The 20,028-nt window shown below is 58.3% G+C and carries 22 protein-coding genes and 1 tRNA gene; 7 read left to right on the top strand and 16 right to left on the bottom strand.

Annotated features, from left to right (window positions below):
- Nucleotides 1–2: 2 nt before the first annotated feature.
- The gene (flgC, locus tag VWZ87_RS13970; protein WP_340547061.1) at nt 3–395 is read right to left on the bottom strand and encodes a flagellar basal body rod protein FlgC; all 393 of its coding nucleotides are present in this window, start codon (nt 393–395) and stop codon (nt 3–5) included.
- Between the two features lie 12 nt (nt 396–407).
- Entirely contained in the window at nt 408–797 is a 390-nt protein-coding gene (locus VWZ87_RS13965) for a FlgB family protein (RefSeq protein WP_340547062.1), read from the bottom strand.
- 88 nt (nt 798–885) lie between these two features.
- On the opposite strand from VWZ87_RS13965, the gene VWZ87_RS13960 reads away from it, so the two are divergent.
- Entirely contained in the window at nt 886–2,214 is a 1,329-nt protein-coding gene (locus tag VWZ87_RS13960; protein WP_340547063.1) for a FliI/YscN family ATPase, read from the top strand.
- Between the two features lie 741 nt (nt 2,215–2,955).
- On the opposite strand, the gene flbT is transcribed toward VWZ87_RS13960, so the two are convergent.
- The 5 genes from flbT to VWZ87_RS13935 form a co-directional block, all read right to left on the bottom strand.
- The gene (gene flbT / locus VWZ87_RS13955; RefSeq protein WP_416534381.1) at nt 2,956–3,360 is read right to left on the bottom strand and encodes a flagellar biosynthesis repressor FlbT; all 405 of its coding nucleotides are present in this window, start codon (nt 3,358–3,360) and stop codon (nt 2,956–2,958) included.
- 2 nt (nt 3,361–3,362) lie between these two features.
- Nucleotides 3,363–3,734 (bottom strand): flagellar biosynthesis regulator FlaF, encoded by a 372-nt coding sequence (gene flaF / locus VWZ87_RS13950; protein WP_340547064.1) that lies wholly within the window; start codon nt 3,732–3,734, stop codon nt 3,363–3,365.
- 81 nt (nt 3,735–3,815) lie between these two features.
- Complete coding sequence (locus VWZ87_RS13945; RefSeq protein ID WP_416534380.1) at nt 3,816–4,628, bottom strand: flagellin; 813 nt, start codon at nt 4,626–4,628, stop codon at nt 3,816–3,818.
- A 208-nt stretch (nt 4,629–4,836) separates the two neighbouring features.
- Complete coding sequence (gene flgN, locus VWZ87_RS13940) at nt 4,837–5,196, bottom strand: flagellar export chaperone FlgN (protein ID WP_340547066.1); 360 nt, start codon at nt 5,194–5,196, stop codon at nt 4,837–4,839.
- Nucleotides 5,189–5,476, bottom strand: a complete 288-nt coding sequence (locus VWZ87_RS13935; protein WP_416534379.1) for a rod-binding protein — start codon at nt 5,474–5,476, stop codon at nt 5,189–5,191. Before VWZ87_RS13935 ends, flgN begins: the two co-directional genes overlap by 8 nt.
- A gap of 236 nt (nt 5,477–5,712) precedes the next feature.
- On the opposite strand from VWZ87_RS13935, the gene VWZ87_RS13930 reads away from it, so the two are divergent.
- From VWZ87_RS13930 to VWZ87_RS13905, 6 genes are all read left to right on the top strand, one after another.
- The gene (locus VWZ87_RS13930) at nt 5,713–7,296 is read left to right on the top strand and encodes a flagellar hook-length control protein FliK (RefSeq protein ID WP_416534378.1); all 1,584 of its coding nucleotides are present in this window, start codon (nt 5,713–5,715) and stop codon (nt 7,294–7,296) included.
- A 4-nt stretch (nt 7,297–7,300) separates the two neighbouring features.
- A complete protein-coding gene (locus VWZ87_RS13925; RefSeq protein WP_416534377.1) occupies nt 7,301–7,987 on the top strand; it encodes a flagellar hook capping FlgD N-terminal domain-containing protein in 687 nt (228 codons plus the stop codon).
- Between the two features lie 29 nt (nt 7,988–8,016).
- Nucleotides 8,017–8,907, top strand: a complete 891-nt coding sequence (locus tag VWZ87_RS13920) for a phosphotransferase (RefSeq protein ID WP_374015437.1) — start codon at nt 8,017–8,019, stop codon at nt 8,905–8,907.
- 184 nt (nt 8,908–9,091) lie between these two features.
- A complete protein-coding gene (locus tag VWZ87_RS13915) occupies nt 9,092–10,078 on the top strand; it encodes a glycosyltransferase family 2 protein (protein ID WP_416534503.1) in 987 nt (328 codons plus the stop codon).
- Nucleotides 10,075–11,775 carry a beta-1,6-N-acetylglucosaminyltransferase gene (locus tag VWZ87_RS13910; protein WP_416534376.1) on the top strand — a complete coding sequence of 567 codons (1,701 nt, stop codon included), beginning with the start codon at nt 10,075–10,077 and terminating at the stop codon, nt 11,773–11,775. Before VWZ87_RS13915 ends, VWZ87_RS13910 begins: the two co-directional genes overlap by 4 nt.
- Before the next feature lie 6 nt (nt 11,776–11,781).
- Nucleotides 11,782–13,212 (top strand): nodulation protein NodH, encoded by a 1,431-nt coding sequence (locus tag VWZ87_RS13905; protein ID WP_416534375.1) that lies wholly within the window; start codon nt 11,782–11,784, stop codon nt 13,210–13,212.
- Nucleotides 13,213–13,237: 25 nt separating this feature from the next.
- On the opposite strand, the gene VWZ87_RS13900 is transcribed toward VWZ87_RS13905, so the two are convergent.
- The 9 genes from VWZ87_RS13900 to VWZ87_RS13860 form a co-directional block, all read right to left on the bottom strand.
- On the bottom strand, nt 13,238–13,702 hold the full coding sequence (locus VWZ87_RS13900; protein ID WP_416534374.1) for a PTS sugar transporter subunit IIA: 465 nt from the start codon (nt 13,700–13,702) through the stop codon (nt 13,238–13,240).
- A 43-nt stretch (nt 13,703–13,745) separates the two neighbouring features.
- A complete protein-coding gene (hpf, locus tag VWZ87_RS13895) occupies nt 13,746–14,309 on the bottom strand; it encodes a ribosome hibernation-promoting factor, HPF/YfiA family (protein WP_340547074.1) in 564 nt (187 codons plus the stop codon).
- 348 nt (nt 14,310–14,657) lie between these two features.
- Nucleotides 14,658–15,416 carry an LPS export ABC transporter ATP-binding protein gene (gene lptB / locus VWZ87_RS13890; RefSeq protein ID WP_340547075.1) on the bottom strand — a complete coding sequence of 253 codons (759 nt, stop codon included), beginning with the start codon at nt 15,414–15,416 and terminating at the stop codon, nt 14,658–14,660.
- Nucleotides 15,416–15,895, bottom strand: coding sequence for an LptA/OstA family protein (locus tag VWZ87_RS13885; protein WP_416534502.1), 480 nt, complete (start codon nt 15,893–15,895; stop codon nt 15,416–15,418). Before VWZ87_RS13885 ends, lptB begins: the two co-directional genes overlap by 1 nt.
- A 24-nt stretch (nt 15,896–15,919) precedes the next feature.
- A complete protein-coding gene (lptC, locus tag VWZ87_RS13880; RefSeq protein ID WP_340547076.1) occupies nt 15,920–16,519 on the bottom strand; it encodes an LPS export ABC transporter periplasmic protein LptC in 600 nt (199 codons plus the stop codon).
- An 18-nt stretch (nt 16,520–16,537) separates the two neighbouring features.
- Nucleotides 16,538–17,509, bottom strand: a complete 972-nt coding sequence (locus tag VWZ87_RS13875) for a KpsF/GutQ family sugar-phosphate isomerase (RefSeq protein WP_416534373.1) — start codon at nt 17,507–17,509, stop codon at nt 16,538–16,540.
- Nucleotides 17,506–18,120, bottom strand: coding sequence for a ribonuclease D (locus tag VWZ87_RS13870; RefSeq protein WP_416534372.1), 615 nt, complete (start codon nt 18,118–18,120; stop codon nt 17,506–17,508). Before VWZ87_RS13870 ends, VWZ87_RS13875 begins: the two co-directional genes overlap by 4 nt.
- Nucleotides 18,121–18,352: 232 nt before the next feature.
- Nucleotides 18,353–18,428, bottom strand: a tRNA-Thr gene (locus VWZ87_RS13865).
- 72 nt (nt 18,429–18,500) lie between these two features.
- Nucleotides 18,501–20,021, bottom strand: a complete 1,521-nt coding sequence (locus tag VWZ87_RS13860; RefSeq protein WP_416534371.1) for a heme biosynthesis protein HemY — start codon at nt 20,019–20,021, stop codon at nt 18,501–18,503.
- Nucleotides 20,022–20,028 lie beyond the last annotated feature (7 nt).

Here is a 20,028-nt window from a genome sequence, read left to right as displayed (position 1 = left end):
TGTTATCTGCGCAGCAGTTCCATCAGCGAGGACGACATCTGCCGCCCCTGTTCGAACATCTTGAGGTTGGCCTCGTAGCTGCGCTGAGCTTCACGGGCGTCGGCAATCTCGATCATCAGATCGACGTTGGACCCTTCGTAATGACCGCTGTCGTCAGCCAGCGGATGCGAGGGATCGAAGATCTGCTCCAGGTCTGACCGGTCCAGACGCACCGGACCAACTTCGACCTTCTCGACATCCGTGCGCAGATCGCGCACCGCTTCGAACGGGACGGTCTTCCGGCGATAACCGGGCGTGTCCGCATTGGAAATATTCTCCGACACGTGGCGCAGACGGCTTGCCTGTGCCTTCAGTGCGCTTGCGGAAACGGAAAGGGACTTGGAAAACTCGCTCATGATCTAACCTCCTCAGTTCCGGCCAAGGCTGCTGCGCAAAACGTTCATCGACGATTTGTATATCGCCAAAGCACGATCATGCTGCCGCTTCACCTCGACCCCTTTCAGGATTTCGGTTTCGATCGAGACGGAATTATCGTTGGGGTCAGTGCTGTTGTTGGTCTGGGTCACAGCCCAGTCCATCCCATTGCCTGAGGCACCGTTCAGATGGTTGGAGCGGCTGGCGATCATGTCGCCGGGGCGCGAACCCTGAGCGTATACCTCTTTGAAAGGCTTGATATCCTTGGCATGGTAGCCTGGCGTATCGGCATTGGCGATGTTCTGTGACACCAATGCCTGGCGCTTCCCTGCGTGGGTCGCCATTGAGTAGGCAATCTTAAAGACGTTCAGTTCTTTAAACACCGGGGCTTCTCCCTCGATCAATTTCAATCAAGGCTTAACCCCAATTCCTTTAGAAATTGTTTTCAGGAACAGTTGGAGACACCAGAACATGATCTCAGCCATCAACGCATTGACTCAGGATTTGGCGAACAAAAGACTGTCTTCGGCGGTGGGTCGGGTGTCGGAAATATCAGGTGGTGCAATCACGGTATCGGGGTTGAACGGCCAGGCACGTATCGGTGACCGCCTGATTCTGCGCAGAGCCGGAAGCGACCCGTTGCAGGGCGAAGTCATGAGAATTTCAGGTAGTGAAGTCAGCATGTTACCTGATACAGCGCCAGATCGCGTGGCGATTGGCGATGCTGTACTTCTGCATCCGACGCCGGATTTTGCGCCCTCTGACAGCTGGATCGGCCGGGTGATTGATCCCTTTGGTGCAGCATTGGACGGACGTCCTCTCATGCGCGGCGAAGCCACGCGGGATCTGATGGCTTCGCCGCCCAAAGCCGCCTCACGTCGCCCGATGGGAGAACGACTCGCCACTGGGCTGGCGGTGTTCAATACGATTCTGCCGATTGTCAAAGGTCAGCGTGTCGGACTTTTTGCCGGATCCGGTGTGGGGAAATCCACGCTGCTGTCAACATTGGCGCAGAATATGGAAGCTGATGTGGTTGTCATTGCGCTCATTGGCGAGCGCGGACGCGAGGTCAACCACTTCGTCAAGGACGTGCTGGGTGCCGAGGGGATGAAGCGTGCGGTGGTCGTCGCGGCCACATCGGATCAGTCGGCGCTGGTTCGCCGTCGCTGCGCCTGGTCGGCTATGGCGGTTGCTGAACACTTTCGCGACCAGGGGAAAAATGTCTTGTTCCTGGCAGATTCGGTGACCCGGTTTGCCGAGGCACATAGAGAAATTGCCGTTTCATCCGGCGAGGCTCCGGCACTGCGTGGATACCCGCCTTCGGTCACTCCGCTGATCACCGGCCTCTGCGAACGAGCCGGTCCCGGGAACGAGAATCAGGGGGATATCACAGCTATTTTCAGTGTTCTGGTTGCAGGCTCCGATATGGATGAGCCGATTGCCGATATTCTGCGAGGCGTCCTTGATGGTCACATCGTGCTCAACCGCGAAATCGCGGAGCGGGGGCGGTTTCCGGCTGTCGACGTTTCGCGTTCCGTCTCCCGTAGCCTGCCGGCCGCTGCATCGCCTGACGAGAATGCAGCGATTCTGGATGTTCGCAAATACCTGGGCGCCTATGAGCAATCCGAGGTTATGATTCGCGCAGGCCTTTACTCCGAGGGCAACGATGTCACGCTTGATCAGGCCGTAAAGCTCTGGCCTGAGTTGGATTCCTTCTTCGGTAGAGCAGACCCGGAAGGGATACAGAGCAGTTTCAACCGCTTGATGCTGATGATGCGACGCGCCGTGGCGATCCGATAGGGCAATCTTGTACCCCGTTTTCTATCGACGGACGCCAGCAGTACATCCGCATAGTCAAGACGACGTCCTGCGAGCAGATGCAGATTGTGAGCAGACTGACATATGGAGAGGTTTGTGATCCGCACAGGCCGCGCAGGGTTCTGACGGGACGGAGCAGCAGCTTCTCCAGCTGGTTGAAAACTGCGCCAATGCCTCATGTCAAGGATATCGAACCTGCTTCAGACGCCGCGCACGGTCCAGAACAGGGCGCATAGCTCTCCTGTGTGCACGCGCTCCAACCAGAGATCTATCCAGGGCGAAGTGATCAGCATCACAGCAATCTGTCGCAGATGAAAGGCCGCCGACATCTGCCATATCGATCAAGCATTTGGAAAAATCCGCCCCGCCGCTACAGATAAGAATGGCGACATTGAGGTGGTCTGGGCGGGCCGCTGCACCACGCAAGTGATCTAATTGATGCTGATGCCGTTAGATGCTGCGTCTGCCAATCGATCCGAGGGACGAGCAATTCGCTCTGAGCCAGCGGATCTGATCGGGATGTCCGCCGTTTGACTGGGGTGTCTGCCGTTATCACCATATGTACATGAGGCGAGGCAGAATATTCGAACTCAAGCTCTGTGTGAGACGCCTGCTTTCACGCCCACACCTGGATTGTGCTTCACAGGCCCAAGGCGGCCTGATCATTCTCTGTAATGACAATTCCAGCCGACGATGCCGTTTCCGGCATAATCGGCTGAGAACTCATGATGGGCGCACTGCCATCAACCGGTCTTCGCGTGGCAAGAGGGTGCGCAACGCTTTCAAGCACCGGTAATGGTTGTCGGAAAGAACCGCATCAGTGGCCTCTGCCAGCGAGGCGCGACTGTCCGGATCGGTGAAGACCTGGCTCAGCTCTTCAATCCGGCGCAACATCTGCAAACGATCTTCCTCGCCGTTAACATCGCCAGACAGGACCAGCTGCGCGGCGTAGCAGACGCGACGTACCGGCGTGTTGGCTTCTTCGGGATGGATGGCATCGCGCAGGCGCAGGATGTTTGCATCCGGAGTTACGATCGACAACCGGCTGCGCCGATCCCCGTTTTCAATTACTGCACCATTCACCAATACCCGCTCTTTCGGGGCAAGTTTCAGGACCAATCCGCTCATATTCAGGACGCTCCGCTGCGAAGGCCACGCATAATGGCCGTGTTGATTTCGACCAGCAGCCGCACGTCCGCTTTGCGGGCCAAGACTTTACTGGTGTGTTGATGGGTAAATTCCCCAAGCGAGAGCAACTGAGCTTTCAGTTCATCCGGGAGTGGGTTCCCTGGACTTGCAACTTCGATTGAAAAGATCGACCAGAGTTTACGGTTGTCGGTGAGCGCTGCGGCAAGTTCGGTAAACCCAGGCTTACCTTTCTGTGCGGCCGCAACCATGCGACGTGTTACTCGGGCAATGACTTCATATTCGAGGTTCTTTGCAGTTCGGGTCGGGGCCTTCGCCGCCGAATAGGCGCTCTTCGCCTTTAGAAGGGCATTCACGTGTTATCCTAACATGTAATCTACAGATTCTCTGCGATAGGGGATCTGGGGCGCGCAACAGCGCCCCAGATCAAGCTGTCATTAACGGAACAGCTGCATCAGGGTCTGTGGCGCCTGGTTTGCAATCGACAATGATTGCACCGCCAGCTGCTGCTGGGTTTGCAGCGCCTTCAGCCTTGCAGAGGATTCCTCCATATTTGTGTCGGTCATGGTGCTGACGCCCATTGTCAGGGAGTCGGACAGTTTCGACACAAACATGCCCTGGTCGGACAGACGGTTGGAGTCCGCACCCAGCTGAGCTGCCGCATCAATTGCGTTGCCCAGCATGGTTTCGATCTCGGTCAGAGCAGTAGACGCGGTGGCAACGTCGGTGATGCTGGTGATACCCGCTGTGCTGATGTTTGCTGCCGAGTCGATCGAGGTCACAGTGATTGTATCTGCGGCCGGATCCAGTCCACCCAGAACAGTCAGTGCAGTGGTGACCGTATCATCGAGCAGGTTCGCGCCGTTGAATTCAGCAGAGTCGATGATCGACTCGATCTGCGCCGCCTTCTTGGCAATGCTGTCCTGAATCTTAGCATGGTCAACGTTTTCCGAGTTCGCGGAAACCGCCAGCTGCCGCATCTCGGTCAGAGTTTCAACGATCTGCTCCGCGCCGGACAGAGCAACAGCAACAGTTGCCTCACCAACGCCCAGGGATTCCTGAACCGACTTATAGGCGGCGATGTCGGAGTCCATGGTTTTGGAGATCGCCCAAACGGCCGCGTTGTCTTTGGCCGAACCGATACGTTTACCGGTCGAAATCTGGCTCTGCGTTTCGTCAAGGCTGTTGTTCACGGACTGCAGGGTCTGCAGTGCAACCATTGCGCCGTTGTTAGTCAGAATGCTGGACATAGCATGTATTCCTTTGATTAGAGGCGTTTTGACCTCTGGTTTCCCTGCCCCGAAGGGCGCTCTCTGACGTCTTTCTGACTATGCGTTCCGCCGTCCGGCTTCCGCGCCACCCTCTTTGGAAGGTGCAAAGTGACATTGGCCTACTATGTGCTAAAGGAGTGCTAATGCCGGAAATTCCATTGCTAGAATTTTCCCTAAATTGGGCTGGTTATGCCCGTTTTTCCAAGCTGGGTGTGCCCCCGGTCGCAAAGCGGGTTTTCCGCCCCGACTGATCGTAGACATCCAGCCCCTTGCGCACACGACGCAGTTCGGCCATCCGGGCAGCCACCGCCCGAATACCTTCCATCGCGCTATCAAGCAGTACCTGATTGCGCGAAACCTTGCCCTGGACATGCTCCAGAGCCTCGCGCTCCAGATCGGCTGTCATATTCAGCGTCGTGATGATTGCCTCTTTTTTTGCAAGCAGCGGCTCCAGCGCCTGCAGATTGCCACTGACCAATGCCGCGCGTTCGGCATCAAGAAGGGAATCGAGTTCCTCAATCAGTTGTTGCGGTGTCTGATCAGTCATTGGTCTGTGCCTCTTTCAATGCGTGATAAAGTGATTCTGCCAGGCCGATACCGCCTGCTTTGGAGATCTGCTCCGCCTGTGCGCGCACAAGAAAACTGGAAAACTGATCTTCGCCCGCGCCGCCGCCCATGGTTTCGCGGCTTTCGCCAAGGCCTGCGGATTTCAACATTTCTGTAAGAAAGGTCGCCTCAAGTTCCTGAGCTGCTTTGCGCAGCGGGTCTTGTGGCGGTTTGATCACTTGGGGACGCTGTAGCGCCGGTAGTTGAGCAATCTGTTCCATGATGTACCTCATTCTGAGACGTCGAAATTGCTTCGATTTTTTCTATTTTGGCGGATGATCGGTTAAAATTGCCGTAACCGATTGGCGTTAAGGTGCATGGATCGAGATAGAATGTCTGGAAGCCAATGTTTATCAACGCACTTACGACTCCCACCTCTGGTGGAGCGCAGGGATCGGAGAAGATCCAGCAAGGCGAATCGGCAAAATCGCGTAAAGGCGCAAGCTTTGACGCGGTTATGGCAGAGACTGCAAAATCTTCGGATAGCGCAGAAACCGCGGTGACCGAGGTTGAGGAACTCGCAGAACAGCAGACCTCAGCGTCCGGCGCTTCGGAAAAAGCGAATCAAACCGTACAGGATGGTGACGCTGAGGCGCCCATCGACGAAGCCCGGCAAGATACGTCGAGCGAAGAACAGATTTCTGAAGACCCCAAAATCGTGATGGTTCAGCCGGAAACGACAGCTGAACAGCATGAGGTGCCCAGCGCGCATCCTGCGCCAGTGGCGATCGGCCAGAGCGGCAGTCAGACCGATGGATCATCTGATCCCGATGCCGAAAGCGGAAAGCAGGTGATGCAATCCGAGAGAACGGTTGACGGCGCGTCGGATGATCAGGCTGCTAACCTTAAAGCAGCCTCGGATGCTGCAAAAACTGCCGGGTCCGCTGCGATGATCCAACAATCTGAAGCCGGGGAACAGGCGGTGGGTGATCCCCGCAACGGAGGGCTTCAAGGGGCGCAGTCTGAGACAGCCAGCACGCCGGAACGCGCCGCGGCAGAGGCTAATCAAAAGCTTGCGCTGAAGGGCGATCCGACAAGCGCCGAAGCCAAGGCGGATCGACAATTGACCGGTGATCACCGCACAGCGACGCCCGAGGTGCCTGGCACCGGTGCAGGATTGAACCGCCAGCCTGCAGGCACTGACGCCCTTGCGCAGACCACAGCACGTACTCAGGCGGAGCAAAAAACCGCGCAGTCGCTGGCTGCAACTGCACCGCAGTCTGAAGCGGCAAAGGAGGCGGTTAAACCCCCTTCGGCGCAGCAGACCCAGCCCGTCGAGCAACAGCGGACGGCTACACCGATCCCGGTAGAGGCAGCACCGCCGCCCGTACGAGAGAAATTTGAAGCCCGGCGCGCCGCGTCTGAGCAGGTACAGCAGAACACAGCCGCTCAGACCGCTGCACATATCCCGCAGGGCACCTATTCGACGGCCCGCTTCGGCCTTGGTGCCGGGGCCCTGACTGCCGCGATGCCTAGCGCCAACGCCACTTCGGCGCTAGCGCTTGATTCGCTGACCTCAGCAGAGGCCGGAGGGGCCAAGGTCACAGGCGGCAGCACAGGAATGGAACTACCAGGCCTGGCGCAATTGCTGACCGAGGCAACCGTGAGCCCGGGAACCGTTCACAAGCCGGAAACCCCTCGTCTGATTGCGAATCAGATGGCCGAAGCCCTCGCGATGAAAGGGGATCGCAACGTTGACGTTGCTCTAAATCCCAAGGAGCTGGGGCATGTGAATATGCGTGTTTCAGTCACGGATACCGGCGTCAGCGTCATGATCCAGACCGAACGCGCCGAAACCGGCGATCTGATGCGCCGCCATATCAACGAACTGGCGGATGAATTCCGGCGCATGGGATTTGAGGATATCTCGTTCCAGTTCTCAGGCGGTGAGACCTCCAATCAGGGCGGTGGCCATGACGCCTCCCATACCCCAGCGGGTCGATCCGCAGGGCGTGGCGAGGAAGAGATGGCCGATCTCCCCGTAGAACCGATGACACAATCACTCAACCTCGGTGAGGTTGGGCTTGATATGAGGATGTAAGACGATGACAACTGTATCGGGTGCTGCGGCACCGCAACAGCAACAGGCAGCGACCGCCGTGCCGGAACCGAAAAAAGCCACCGGAATTGCCTCTGACTTTGAGACGTTTCTGAAGATGCTCACGGCGCAGGCGCGATATCAGGACCCATTGGAACCCATTGATTCGACAGAGTACTCTGCGCAGCTGGCACAGTTTTCCATGGTCGAGCAGCAGGTTCAGGGCAATGAGGTTCTGGAAGGTATCCAGGCCCAATTGGGTCTCGCCAATATGGCAGCTATGTCGGGCTGGGTCGGTATGGAAACCCGGTCTGCGGCGCCTGCCTATTTTGACGGGACCAATCCTGTCACCGTGTCGCCCAATCCAGCCAAGATCGCGGACACTGTTCACCTGGTGGTCAAGGATGATAGCGGAAAGGAAGTTCAGCGGATCAGCCTACCGGTCACTGCCGAGCCGTATCAGTGGCAGGGTATTGACGATGACGGGTACGCGTTTGATGCTGGCAGCTATAGTTTCACGCTGGAAAGCCAGAAAAACGGTGAAATCGTTCTCTCCGATACTGCTGAGACCTATACAAGGGTGAAAGAAACTCAGATGCGGGGCAACGAAGTGGCCTTGATCCTTGAGGGCGGCTCGGCGATTTTGGCGTCATCGGTGACAGCATTGCGTGAACCTACGGCACCTGCAGTCTGACGCATAATGGCACCGAAGACCTGGACTGTGTGGTAACACAGACCATAGCGACGGAGCCTGACCTGCAACACCATCGGACACAGTTCGAAACACGTTTTCTTGCGCATCTCGCTGGCCTCGGCCTGAGCGACGCTGCGCCATGTCCGCTGCTGGGCGGTCGCTCCAACCGGGTCTGGCGGTTGGGCGGTATTGTTGTGAAGCTCTATGGCAGAGGCAATGCCAACCCGCTGTTTGCCAATGATCCCTCACGCGAGCAGGCGGCACTCAGCGCGCTTTACCGCACTGGCATGGTGCCGTCTCCGCTGGCCGCGGGTCAGTTCGAAGGGCGCGACTGGCTGGCCTATCAACACTCGCCCGGGGTGACCTGGTCATCCGGTACCACCCATGTGGCAGAACTGCTGGGACGTCTGCACACACAGCCTGTCATTCCAGATCTACCAAACGGCATATCCGGCAGCGCAGAGATTGCCGCCCAGACCCGCACCATTCTGGGCCATTGTCGCATGGGCAATGACCTGTTGCGAATTGCACCCACGAGACCTGTCGCACCGCTTGGCGTCCCTAGCCTCATCCACGGGGATCCGGTTCCTGGCAACATAGTGACCTGCGATGGGCAGCTGACATTGATCGACTGGCAATGCCCACAGATCGGGGATCCGGCGGAGGACATCGCGCTATTCCTGTCTCCGGCAATGCAGCAGGTCTATCGCGGTGCGCCGTTATCGGCAGTTGAGGAGGCGGCATTCCTGGCGGCCTACCCTGATCCGCAGGTCGTGGCGCGCTACCTGGAGCTGAAACCTTGGTTCCACTGGCGTATGGTGGCCTATTGCCGGTGGCGCGACGAACGCGACGGTGAGGCGGACAGCCGCGCCTATCGGCTGGAACGGGCGGCTCTGGACGCGTGCCTCGCAGCCGCCTGAGGGGCTTTGCGGGAGCCATTTCGCAACAACACCGTCAATCCCAAATTCATTGTTTCCAAATAGCTTACATGGCATATTGTGCGGAATGTCGCTGGCGGTGATGCGGTCGAGTTGACGACAGTCCGACACGGCACCTTTGCAACCGGGGATGGAAGCAGTCTTGAGCCTTTGGGAGTCTTATCGCATGCGGCTGCGGCGGAAACGCCGGATCCTGCGTGCCATGCGCAAGTCCCGCGAATTGTCAGCGGTTCAGGATCAGACCGATCAGATCCGGCCCGGTGACATACTGCTGGTGACAACCCTGCGCAATGAACAGATCCGGCTGCCATATTTCCTCGATTACTATCGCAAACTGGGCGTCAATCATTTCCTCGTCGTAGACAATGGATCGGTCGACGGCACGCGCGAATATCTGCAAGGCCAGCCCGATGTCTCGGTCTGGCACACAGTGGCCAGTTACAAACGTGCCGGTTTCGGCATTGATTGGATGAACCATCTGAAACGTCGCTACGCCCATGGTCACTGGGTGCTGGTCGTCGACCCGGATGAGCTGTTCATCTACCCGTTCTGCGACAGTCGTCCGCTACGGGCACTGACCGACTGGCTCGACAATTCTGCGATCCGTAGTTTCTCGGCCATGCTGATTGACGTCTATCCAAAAGGGAAACTGGATGCCGTTCCCTATCGCGCCGGACAGGATCCGCTCGAAATCGCCAATTGGTTCGACAGCGGCAACTACTCGATCAAGCGCAATCCGATCTATGGCAACCTGTGGATTCAGGGAGGGCCGCGGGCGCGTGTTTTTTTTGCCGATCAACCAAAGAAAGCACCGGCGCTGAACAAGATCCCGCTGGTGAAATGGGATCGCCGCTATACCTATGTCAGCTCGACCCATGCCCTGCTGCCACGCGGCCTCAATCAGGTCTATGAAACGGATGGTGGTGAAAAGGCCAGCGGCGCCTTGCTGCACACAAAATTCCTCCACACGTTTGTGACCAAGGCCGAAGAAGAGATGTTGCGTGAACAGCATTATGCGGGATCGGCCGAATACAAAGCCTACGCCAAGGCCGTAGAGGATCAGCCAGAACTCTGGTGCAAGTGGAGTGAGAAATACATCAACTGGCGCCAGCTGGAGATCCTTGGCCTGATGTCCAAGGGCAACTGGGCATGAACACGGTTGGCATCGTCTTGCTGGTCCATACGGCACTGGACCGGGCCGAACAGGTCGCGCGCCATTGGGTCGCAGGCGGGTGCCCCGTTGTTCTGCACGTTGATAAGAAGGTCCCTCAGGCAACATTTTCTGCCTTCAAGGCCGCATTTGCAGGTGATCCAATGGTGCGGTTTTCGCGGCGGCATCGCTGCGAATGGGGGACCTGGGGCATCGTCGCAGCCTCTCAATCCGCATCCGGGCTGATGCTGGCAAAATATCCCTCGGTGCGGCATGTGTTTCTTGCTTCGGGGTCCTGCCTGCCGCTGCGCCCGGTGTCTGACCTGGTGGACTATCTTGCCGCCCGGCCCCGCACCGACTTCATCGAAAGCGCAACCACTGCCGATGTGCCATGGATTGTCGGCGGGCTAGATGTGGAACGGTTCACGCTGCGCTTTCCCTTCTCGTGGAAGAAACGCCGATACCTTTTTGACAAATATGTCTCGCTTCAGCGCAAGCTGGGCATCAAGCGCAGGATCCCCGACGGGCTGGTGCCTCATATGGGCAGTCAGTGGTGGTGCCTGACGCGGCAGACACTCTCAGCGATTCTGGAAGACCCAGACCGGCCGCGCTACGACCGGTATTTTCGCAAGGTCTGGATCCCGGATGAGAGTTATTACCAAACCCTCGTTCGACTCTATTCCAGCAATATCGAAAGCCGGTCCCTGACCCTGTCCAAGTTCGATTTTCAGGGCAAGCCGCATAATTTCTACGACGACCATCTGCAACTGCTGCGTCGGTCCGACTGCTTTGTCGCGCGGAAAATCTGGCCTCATGCGGATCGGCTCTATTCGACGTTTTTGGGCGATCAGCCGGATCTGATGAAAACCTCGGAACCCAATCCGGGCAAGATAGACCGGATTTTCTCCAAGGCGGTTGAGCGGCGCACCCGCGGTCGTCCCGGCCTTTATATGCAAAGCCGCCTTCCGGCCAACGGGCTGGAGAATGGCATCACCTGCAACCCCTACTCGATGTTTCAGGGTTTTACAGAGCTGTTCGAGAATTTTGAGGAGTGGTTGACCCAGGTCACCGGCGCAAAGGTTCATGGGCATCTTTTTGCCCCCGAGCGGGTGGAATTTGCTGACCGCCAGACGCTGATGAACGGCGGTCTGAGCGACAGTGCCAAGCTACGGGATTATCATCCCAAGGGGTTTCTGACCAATCTGATCTGGAACACCCGTGGCGAACGGCAATGTTTTCAGTTTGGACCGCAGGACAATCAGAGTATCAATTGGCTGGTAGCGCGCGACCCCAATGCACAGGTTTCGGTGATTTCCGGTGCCTGGGCGGTGCCCCTGTTCCGGTCCAACAGGAATTTCTCCGACCTGCGACGTGAAGCGGCACGATTGCAGCAGATCGAGGCGAAACATATCGAAATTCTCCGCTCCAAATACGTAAAGGCGCGTGTGCGGATCTGGTCGATGGCCGAATTTGTCGAATCTCCGATGGAGCCCCTACAAACCATTCTGGATGAATTCGGTGCACAGGCGCAGCGCCATCTGACGACGGCGCCAAGGATGGTGGATCTGGCGGGATTTGGTCAGTTTCTGCAAAATCTAAAGAACCAGGGGATGCACCCTTATCTGATGGGCGATTTCCCGGCGGAACAGGGGCCGTTGAACATGCCGAAGACGCCGCGCAAACCCTATTTGGTGCAATAGCGAACCATGACCCAAGACTTTGACTACTTTGTTGTGTTTGCGGAGATGCGGACCGGGTCCAATTTTCTCGAAGCCAATCTGAACGCGCTTGAGGGCGTCACCTGTCACGGCGAGGCCTTTAACCCCTATTTTATCGGCTATCCCAACCGCGAGACGACGCTGGGCTGGACACAAGCACAGCGCGACAGTGACGTTCTGGGATTTCTGTCGCAGATCCGCGACGCCGAGGGCGCGTTGAACGGTTTTCGCTACTTCCACGACCATGACCCGCGCGTTCTGGACGCGCTGCTTGACGATCCACGTTGTGCCAAAATCATCCTGACTCGGAACCCGGCAGACAGCTATGTCTCGCATAAGATCGCGCGCAGTACCGGCCAGTGGAAATTGACAAACGTGAAACGCCGCAAGGACGGGCTGGCGACGGTCGATGCGGAGGAATTTGCCCATCACGTTGCCGAGCTGCAGGGTTTTCAGCTTACATTGCTGAACCGGCTGCAAAGGTCTGGCCAGACAGCCTTCTATCTGGCCTATGAGGATCTTCAGGATCTGGAGGTGATCAACGGTCTGGCAAAGTGGCTGGGTGTCGATGCCCGGCTGGCGCAGCTTGACGATAGTCTCAAACCGCAAAACCCCGCTGCGCTGGAAGAGAAGGTCGCCAATCCTTCGGAGCTTGACCGCGCGATGGCGCGGCTGGATCGTTTCAACCTCTCTCGGACCCCGAATTTCGAACCGCGGCGCGGCCCGGCAGTGCCTGATTACATCGCGGGGCAGCAGCTGCCGCTATTGTATCTGCCGATCAGCGGTGGTCCGACGGATGTCATACGCAGCTGGATGGCCGGGCAGGAACCAGACGGCGATGACGCCTTGATTGAGGGGATGAACCAAAAGCAGCTGCGGCAATGGAAGCGCGGCCATCCCGGGTTCCGCAGCCTCACCGTTCTGCGTCATCCGGCGGCCCGGCTGCATCATGTCTTTTGCACGCGTATTCTCGGGTCAGAGACAGGAACATTGCGCCAGATCCGTAATCTGCTGCGCAAACAGTTCAAGGTTCCGCTGCCCAAGGACCCTGCACATGGATCCTATACCCGCGAACAGCATCGAACGGCTTTTGCAGGTTTTGTCGAGGTGATTGGTGCCAATCTTTCAGGGCAGACCGGGTTTCGCACCGATGCCTGCTGGGCCACTCAGGCGCAGACAATTGCGGGGTTTTCAGCTGTTCAATCGCCAGATCTGATCCTACGAGAAGAGGATCTGGCCACGACTTTGCCTGATCTTGCCCGGTGGCTTGGCCAATCCAAAGCCAGCGCCCCGGACGCACCCGGGGTCGACCAGCCGTATAGTCTTCAGGATATTTATGACGACACGCTGGAGGCACAGATCGCAACTGTCTACCAGCGCGATTACATATTGTTCGGGTTTGACGCCTGGGCGCGCTGACACGCCCGCCCGCGCGTGTGCGACGTCAGGCCGCCTGAACCGACTGATCCTCGGTCAGGATGGTATGAAGCGTCGCCGGGTCAGGGTTGGCCCTCAGCTTGGTGCAAAAGCTCTGTTCACGAAGCGTGCGCGATACCAGTGCCAGCGCTTTGAGATGTTCAACGCCGGCATCCTCCGGTGCAAAGAGCGCGAAGGCGATATCAATCGGCTGGCGATCCACCGCACCAAATTCCAGCGGTGTCTCCAGCAGCAGGAATACACTGACAACCTTGTCCAGACCATCAAGGCGCGCGTGTGGCAGGGCAACACCGTGCCCCACACCGGTGGGGCCAAGGCTTTCGCGATCCAGCAAAGCCTCGACCGTTGGTTGCGCCGGGAGCCCGTAGGCGAGTTGAGCAACATCTGAAATTTCTTGAAACAGACGCTTCTTGCTGGATGCAGCGCCAAAGACACGTACGGCCTCAGGCTTCAGGATGTTAGAGATCTGCATACTTCAATAGCTCCGCTCAACTCACGTAAAACGCCGTGACAGGTTACGGATCGATCCACCCGATATTCCCATCTTCACGACGATAGACGACGTTCAGGCCGTCCTTGCCTTCTTTGCGAAACACCAGAACCGGGGCGCCTGCCAGTTCCATTTGCATCACGGCCTCACCAACCGAAAGGGATGGAATTTGTGTTTCCATCTCGGCGACGATGATAGGCTGCAATGATTCTGGTTCAGACTCGGTGCCGGCGTCTTCAGAGGCGAGGATATAAGAGCTTGCGCCGAAGAGTTCAACCGGCTCGCTCCGATCACGGTGATGGTCCTTCAGCCGACGCTTGTAGCGACGCAGCTGCTTCTCCATCTTTTCGCAGCAATCCTCAAATGCGGCATAGATTTCAGTGGCATGCGCTTTTGCTTGCGCGGTCAGACCAGTGGACAGGTGCACGGTCGTTTCACAAACATATTCATGCGCAGACCGCGAGAAGACGACATTAGCGTCCGTCGGGCGTTCAGCATATTTCGCGACCGCCACGCCAAGCTCCGATTGCACATGGGACTGCAACGCTTCGCCAATGTCGATCTGTTTTCCGCTGATTTGGTAACGCATGTGATCTCCTTCACAAATAGACCCTCAAAACCCAGCTCGGGCCCAGCCCGGCTGCTCTCGCTTCAGTTCTGAAAGTGGGATTTAGGCAAGACAGTCGATTGCATTCGTCTGGGCCTTGTTAACAAGGCTGGAGCGAGGACAGCATCGGACTGCGGGTTTGCCATGAGTCAATTCGATGACAACCAGGCGAGAGAGTCAATGCAAATCGGCGTCAAACGGTTACCCATTTATGAGCAGGCGGCGGGTTTCCACCTGTTCTCAAATGGTTGACGACGCGCTGCTGTCAACGGTGGGCGGCAAGGCGCAGACCCGGCATGTCACTGTGCAGCTGGACCGTGTCCGTAGGGATCAAGAGATCCGAAAATTGTCCCCGAGATAGACGCGGCGCACATTTTCGTTTTCGACTACTTCGGACGGTGTGCCGGACATCAGCACCTTGCCATCATGCAGGATATAGGCGCGGTCCACAATCTCCAGTGTTTCGCGGACATTGTGGTCGGTGATCAGCACGCCGATACCGCGTTTTTTCAGATCACCAACCAGATGGCGAATATCCCCGACCGAGATCGGGTCGACCCCGGCAAAAGGTTCATCAAGAAGCAGATATTTCGGATCCGCAGCCAGACAGCGGGCGATTTCGACGCGGCGACGCTCACCACCAGACAGCGCCAGCGCCGGCGCCCGGCGCAGATGCTCAATCGAGAAGTCAGACAGCAGTTCTTCCAGACGCTCGCGGCGTTTGTGGGCGTGTTTCACCGCAATATCGAGCACGGAGGAGATATTATCTTCCACCGACAGGCCGCGAAAGATCGACATTTCCTGCGGCAGGTAGCCAATGCCCATGCGCGCACGACGGTACATCGGCAGCGTGGTTGCATTCTGCCCATCGATGGTAACCGAGCCAGCCTCAGGGAACACCAGACCAGCAATCGCGTAGAAGCTGGTGGTTTTACCTGAGCCGTTCGGCCCAAGCAGTGCAACGACCTCACCCCGGTCCAATGACATGGAGACGTCGCGGATGACGACCTTCTTGCTGTAGGATTTACGCAGCTTTTCGATGCGCAGACCTGAGCTGCCGTCGGTGACTGTCAATGCGGGCGCGGCCATCAGTCGCCGCCGCCATTCAGAATGGTTTTCACCCGGCCAGACAGGCTGGCGGTGCCAGTAGTCAGATTCACAACAAGGCGATTGGACGTCAGCGTCCCGGTGGACTGACTGAGCAATACATTGCCCGTCATCACCACGGTTCCGGAGTCGATGGTGTATTCGGCTCTCTCCGCCTCTGCCGCGTCGGGACCGTTTACAAGAATGACATTGCCGGTGGCTTCCAGCCGTTCGACGCCTGTTTTGCCAGTTTCGTCCTGCTTGTAGATCACCAGAACGTTGTCGGCCGACAACCGCATAACACCCTGAACGATCACAACGTCGCCGACAAACCGAGCTGACCCGTCAGCCTGATTCACGTCCAATGTCTCTGCGGTGACTTCCACCGGTTGCGACGGATCAGCCTTGATCGAGCCGAATGCGATGGACGCGGACTGCGCCGCCCCCCCCGTTGAGAACAGGGCGACCGGCAGGCAGAACATCAATACACGCAGATACAACACAGGTTATCTTTCTGATTGTTGCGGGTCATATAGCAGCTTGACCCCTTTGTTGAAAACCATATGTACCGGCCCGCCCTCGGTTTTTGTGTCGATCTGCATAGCGCCTGCGGTCAGATCGCCCATCGCACCACTGGCCTGAACGGGTCCTGGGCTGTCCGCCTGCACACCATTGAGAGCGGCGTTTAATTCCTGCGTGATGACCCGCAAACCGTCGCTCGACAGGATTTCAACATCGCCGCGAAAGTTTGCCATATTCTTATCCGGGCGCAAGGCGCCTGTGTCCGAACTCAGCAAGAAGCGACCGCCACTGGTCATCCTGATCTCGGCTTCGAGGTTCACTGCGGTTGCTGGCGCGTCTGGGCCACCCGGGCGAGCCAGGGCGGCGGTTACCATGATTTCATCACCCTGCGCGGTGGTTCCCGAAAAGAACGGCGCAGTGATCTGCTGTCCGCGGGTGCGATCCTTCAGATCTTCTTGGGCGAAGGGGATCACCGCATCTGTTTCGACGCCGCGCGAAATCAGGAACATGGTCGACATCAGCGCCAGGGCCATCAGCGGCAGCAAGACCTTCAGATAGGCCACAAGGCGGGAATAGCCATCCATGGTTCGCCGCGTCCCCCCTCAGCCAAGCCCGACGCGCAGGCAATCGTGGATATGCAGCAGTCCGACAGCCTTTGCCGTCTCTGCATCGGGATCGACGACAAACAGGCAGGTAATCTTGCGGTCATTCATGATTGCGACGGCTTCTTCCGCAAGCGAGCCGGGAGCAATGGTGGTCGGGTTGTGTGTCATGACATCGGCGGCGGATTTTCCCAGCAGCCCGTCCATATGCCGCCGCAAATCGCCATCGGTTATGATGCCCTGCAGCACACCGCCCGCATCAGTGACACCAGCAACGCCAAATCCTTTCTGGCTGATTTCGATCAGCGCGTCGGGCATTGGGGTTTCGGTGCTGACCAGCGGCAAGGCCGCCCCGTCGTGCATCAGGTCGTCAACCTTCGACAGCCGTGCGCCCAGCTTGCCACCGGGGTGGAAGGCGCGGAAATTTTCAGGTCGGAAATCCCTGTGCTTCATCAGGGCGATGGCCAGCGCATCGCCCATCGCCAGAGTGAGCGTCGTCGAAATCGAGGGCACCATGCCAAAACCGCAGGCCTCGCCCATGGCGGGGATTTGCAGATGCACATCGGCCTCTTTCATCAGGGTGCTGTCCATCCGGCTGGACAGTCCGATCAGCGGGATGCCAAAGCGACGCGTGAACGAAAGCAGATTTGCCAGCTCAGGCGCTTCACCAGAGTTGGAAATCGCCAGCACCACATCACCTTTGGACAGCATGCCGAGGTCGCCGTGGCTGGCTTCGGCGGGGTGGACGAAATAAGCGGGCGTCCCGGTAGATGCCAGGGTCGCGGCGATCTTGTGCCCGATATGACCGGATTTACCGATACCGCTGACGATGATCCGCCCTTCGGCCTGAAGCACGAGGTCTACGGCCTCGGCAAAACGTTCATCCAGACTGTCCGCCAGCGCATCCAGAGCACGGGCTTCGTCGGTGATCACCTGTCGCGCGGTGGCGAGGAATGTCTCTGCGCTGCTCATGAGTGTGCAAAGATATCGGTTTCGGGCCAGCCGTCGAGATCCAGCTTGGCACGCATCGGCAGAAAATCGAAACAGGCCTGCGCCATTTCGCTGCGACCTTCCCGATCCAGACGCTTGTCCAGCGCCGCGCGCAGCCGGTGCAGATACAGGACATCGGACGCGGCATAGTCGAGCTGCGCATCGGTCAGTTGCGGCGCCCCCCAGTCGCTCATCTGCTGTTGCTTGGAAATATCGACACCGATCAGGTCCTGAGTCAGGTTCTTCAACCCGTGGCGATCCGTGTAAGTGCGGACCAGGCGGCTGGCAATCTTGGTGCAATACACCGGTGCCGCCAGCGCTCCAAACGCGTGATACATGGCCGCAATATCAAAGCGGCCGAAATGGAACAGTTTCAGCACGTTGGGATCCTTGAGCATCCGGCAGAGATTGGGGGCTTCGGACTGCCCCTTGGAGACCTGCAAGATATGCGCGTTGCCGTCACCGCCTGACATCTGAATAACGCAAAGCCGGTCCCGATGCGGGTTGAGACCCATCGTCTCGCAGTCGATCGCAACGACTGGCCCGAGATCAAGCCCGTCGGGCAGGTCGTTCTGGTAAAGGTGATTGGCCAAGAGACGCGATCCTTTGTCTGGCAGGTACAACGGGTTTGGCCCCGAGATAGGGGTTTCGGCAGGCAAACTCAACTCTGGCACCGGCAATTGGCTCCGCTTTGGCGTGGAGCAGGCCCAATGCAACAGGGGGTCTCGCAGATATCTGCGGTCTTTTGATTGATCGCGGCTATAGATCGGCCACCGATATTAAGTCGGACGATCCTGCCGCGATGATCTTTTGCCGGTGGTGGTATGGTGCCGCTGAAGGGACTCGAACCCCCGACCCCATCATTACGAATGACGTGCTCTACCATCTGAGCTACAGCGGCGACCAGCGCGGGTCAGGGCCCGCAGCGGTCTGTGCGGCGCGCTTTAGCATTGGCGCGCCGCTTGGAAAAGATCTATTTCGCGCCTTGGAATTTCCCCTTGGGTTCTTCGGAAGCGTCGGATGCTGGGCTGTCTGGATCCGGTACCGCCGCCGGATCGTCACTTTCCAGCAATTCGACCTCGGGGATGTCACTTGTATCAGGTCCGGCGGCCCCTTCCGGCGTGCCTGTGATCAAGGGCAGCACCTGCGCACCAGTGGCGCCGACAATCTCGGGGGCCTCGGGGCGGCGCCAGCTGAGTGTGTCGAAGCTAGAACAGTTTTCACAGACCGGCGCCCATTCCGCGTGGATATGATTGCAGGTATCGCAGACCCACTGTGGTCCGCGTGGCGCATTCAACGCCCGTGCCAGCCAGCCCTGGATTACCGCGTCCGAGGCACCCTCGCCCTTCTCGATGGCCGCCATCAAGGTCAGCGCCCGTGCATCGGGATTTCGTTCGACCAAATCGCCCAGCGCACGACGGGCCTCTGGAAAATCCTCCGCGACGATATGCAGCTCGGCCATCACCAGCCGGGTTTCATCATGCTGCGGCGCCAGCCGCGACAGTTGAGCAAAGCGTTTGACCCGCTCCGCGGCGGTTTCATTCGGCTCGACCTCGGCAAAGGCATGTGCCAGATCCGGGTGCGGCTGCGCTTCCCAGGCTTTTTTGAGAACCCGGATGGCGTAGCGCTTCTTGTCGCGCGCCAGATAGGCACGGGCCGCCATGGCCGCCGCGGGGACCAGATCCGGCGAAAGCCGGTTGGCCTCGATCGCCTGTTCCTGCTGTTCGACGGTCGCCCCGTCTTCGACAATCGCGCGAGAGGCGGACAGGGCCAGCACCGCATCGCGGCGCTTGTAGACGTCACGCGGCAGGGTGCCGGTCTTCAACTTCGTCGTTAGCGTCTTGCGCGCACCAGCCCAATCCTGCGCCCGCGCCTGAAGTGTCAGCAGCGTGTCCTGCACCTCTTCATGTTTGGGCCGCAGAGCAAGCGCCTTCTCGGCCAGTTGACGCGCCGTATCGGTATCCCCTTCGGAGAGCTTCTGTTTCATGATGCCGCGCACCCCGACAAAGCGAGTGGACTGGTTGCTCACCAGCCGCTTATAGGCCTCCGCTGCCTTCTTGGTGTCGCCTGCCAGTTCCGCAGCCTGCGCTGTCAGCAGGTCCGTCAGCTCCGGCTTTTCAAGATATTTCTCCGCGCGCGCAGCCTTGGCCATTGCCAACCGCCCTTCGCCAGAAGCCAGCGCCATCAACCCGTCTGATAGCGCCTGATAGCCCTTGCGCTCGCGCCCCTTGTCGAAATAGCGCGAAATCGCGGTTTCATCGCCATTAAGGAACCGTAGCGTCGCCAGAAGAAGTGAGAGAAGTTTGAATGCAACCCAAACGGCAAAAACCAGAACTGCAAGCGCAATGACCGACTGCAATGCGCTCAGGGTGTATTCGGTGCCGGCAACCGTGATCTGAACGCCGCCAGCGGTTTCCGTCAGCAATGCGGCACCAAAGGCGAGCACCGCCACGATGGCGACGAAAACGAGAATCTTCAACAATGACCAGAGCATGGCAGCT

Origin of the sequence: Phaeobacter sp. JH20_37, assembly GCF_048056015.1 — a bacterium.
In the GTDB taxonomy this organism is placed as follows: Bacteria; Pseudomonadota; Alphaproteobacteria; order Rhodobacterales; family Rhodobacteraceae; genus Phaeobacter; species Phaeobacter bryozoorum.
This window is presented reverse-complemented; position numbering and strand designations above follow the sequence as displayed.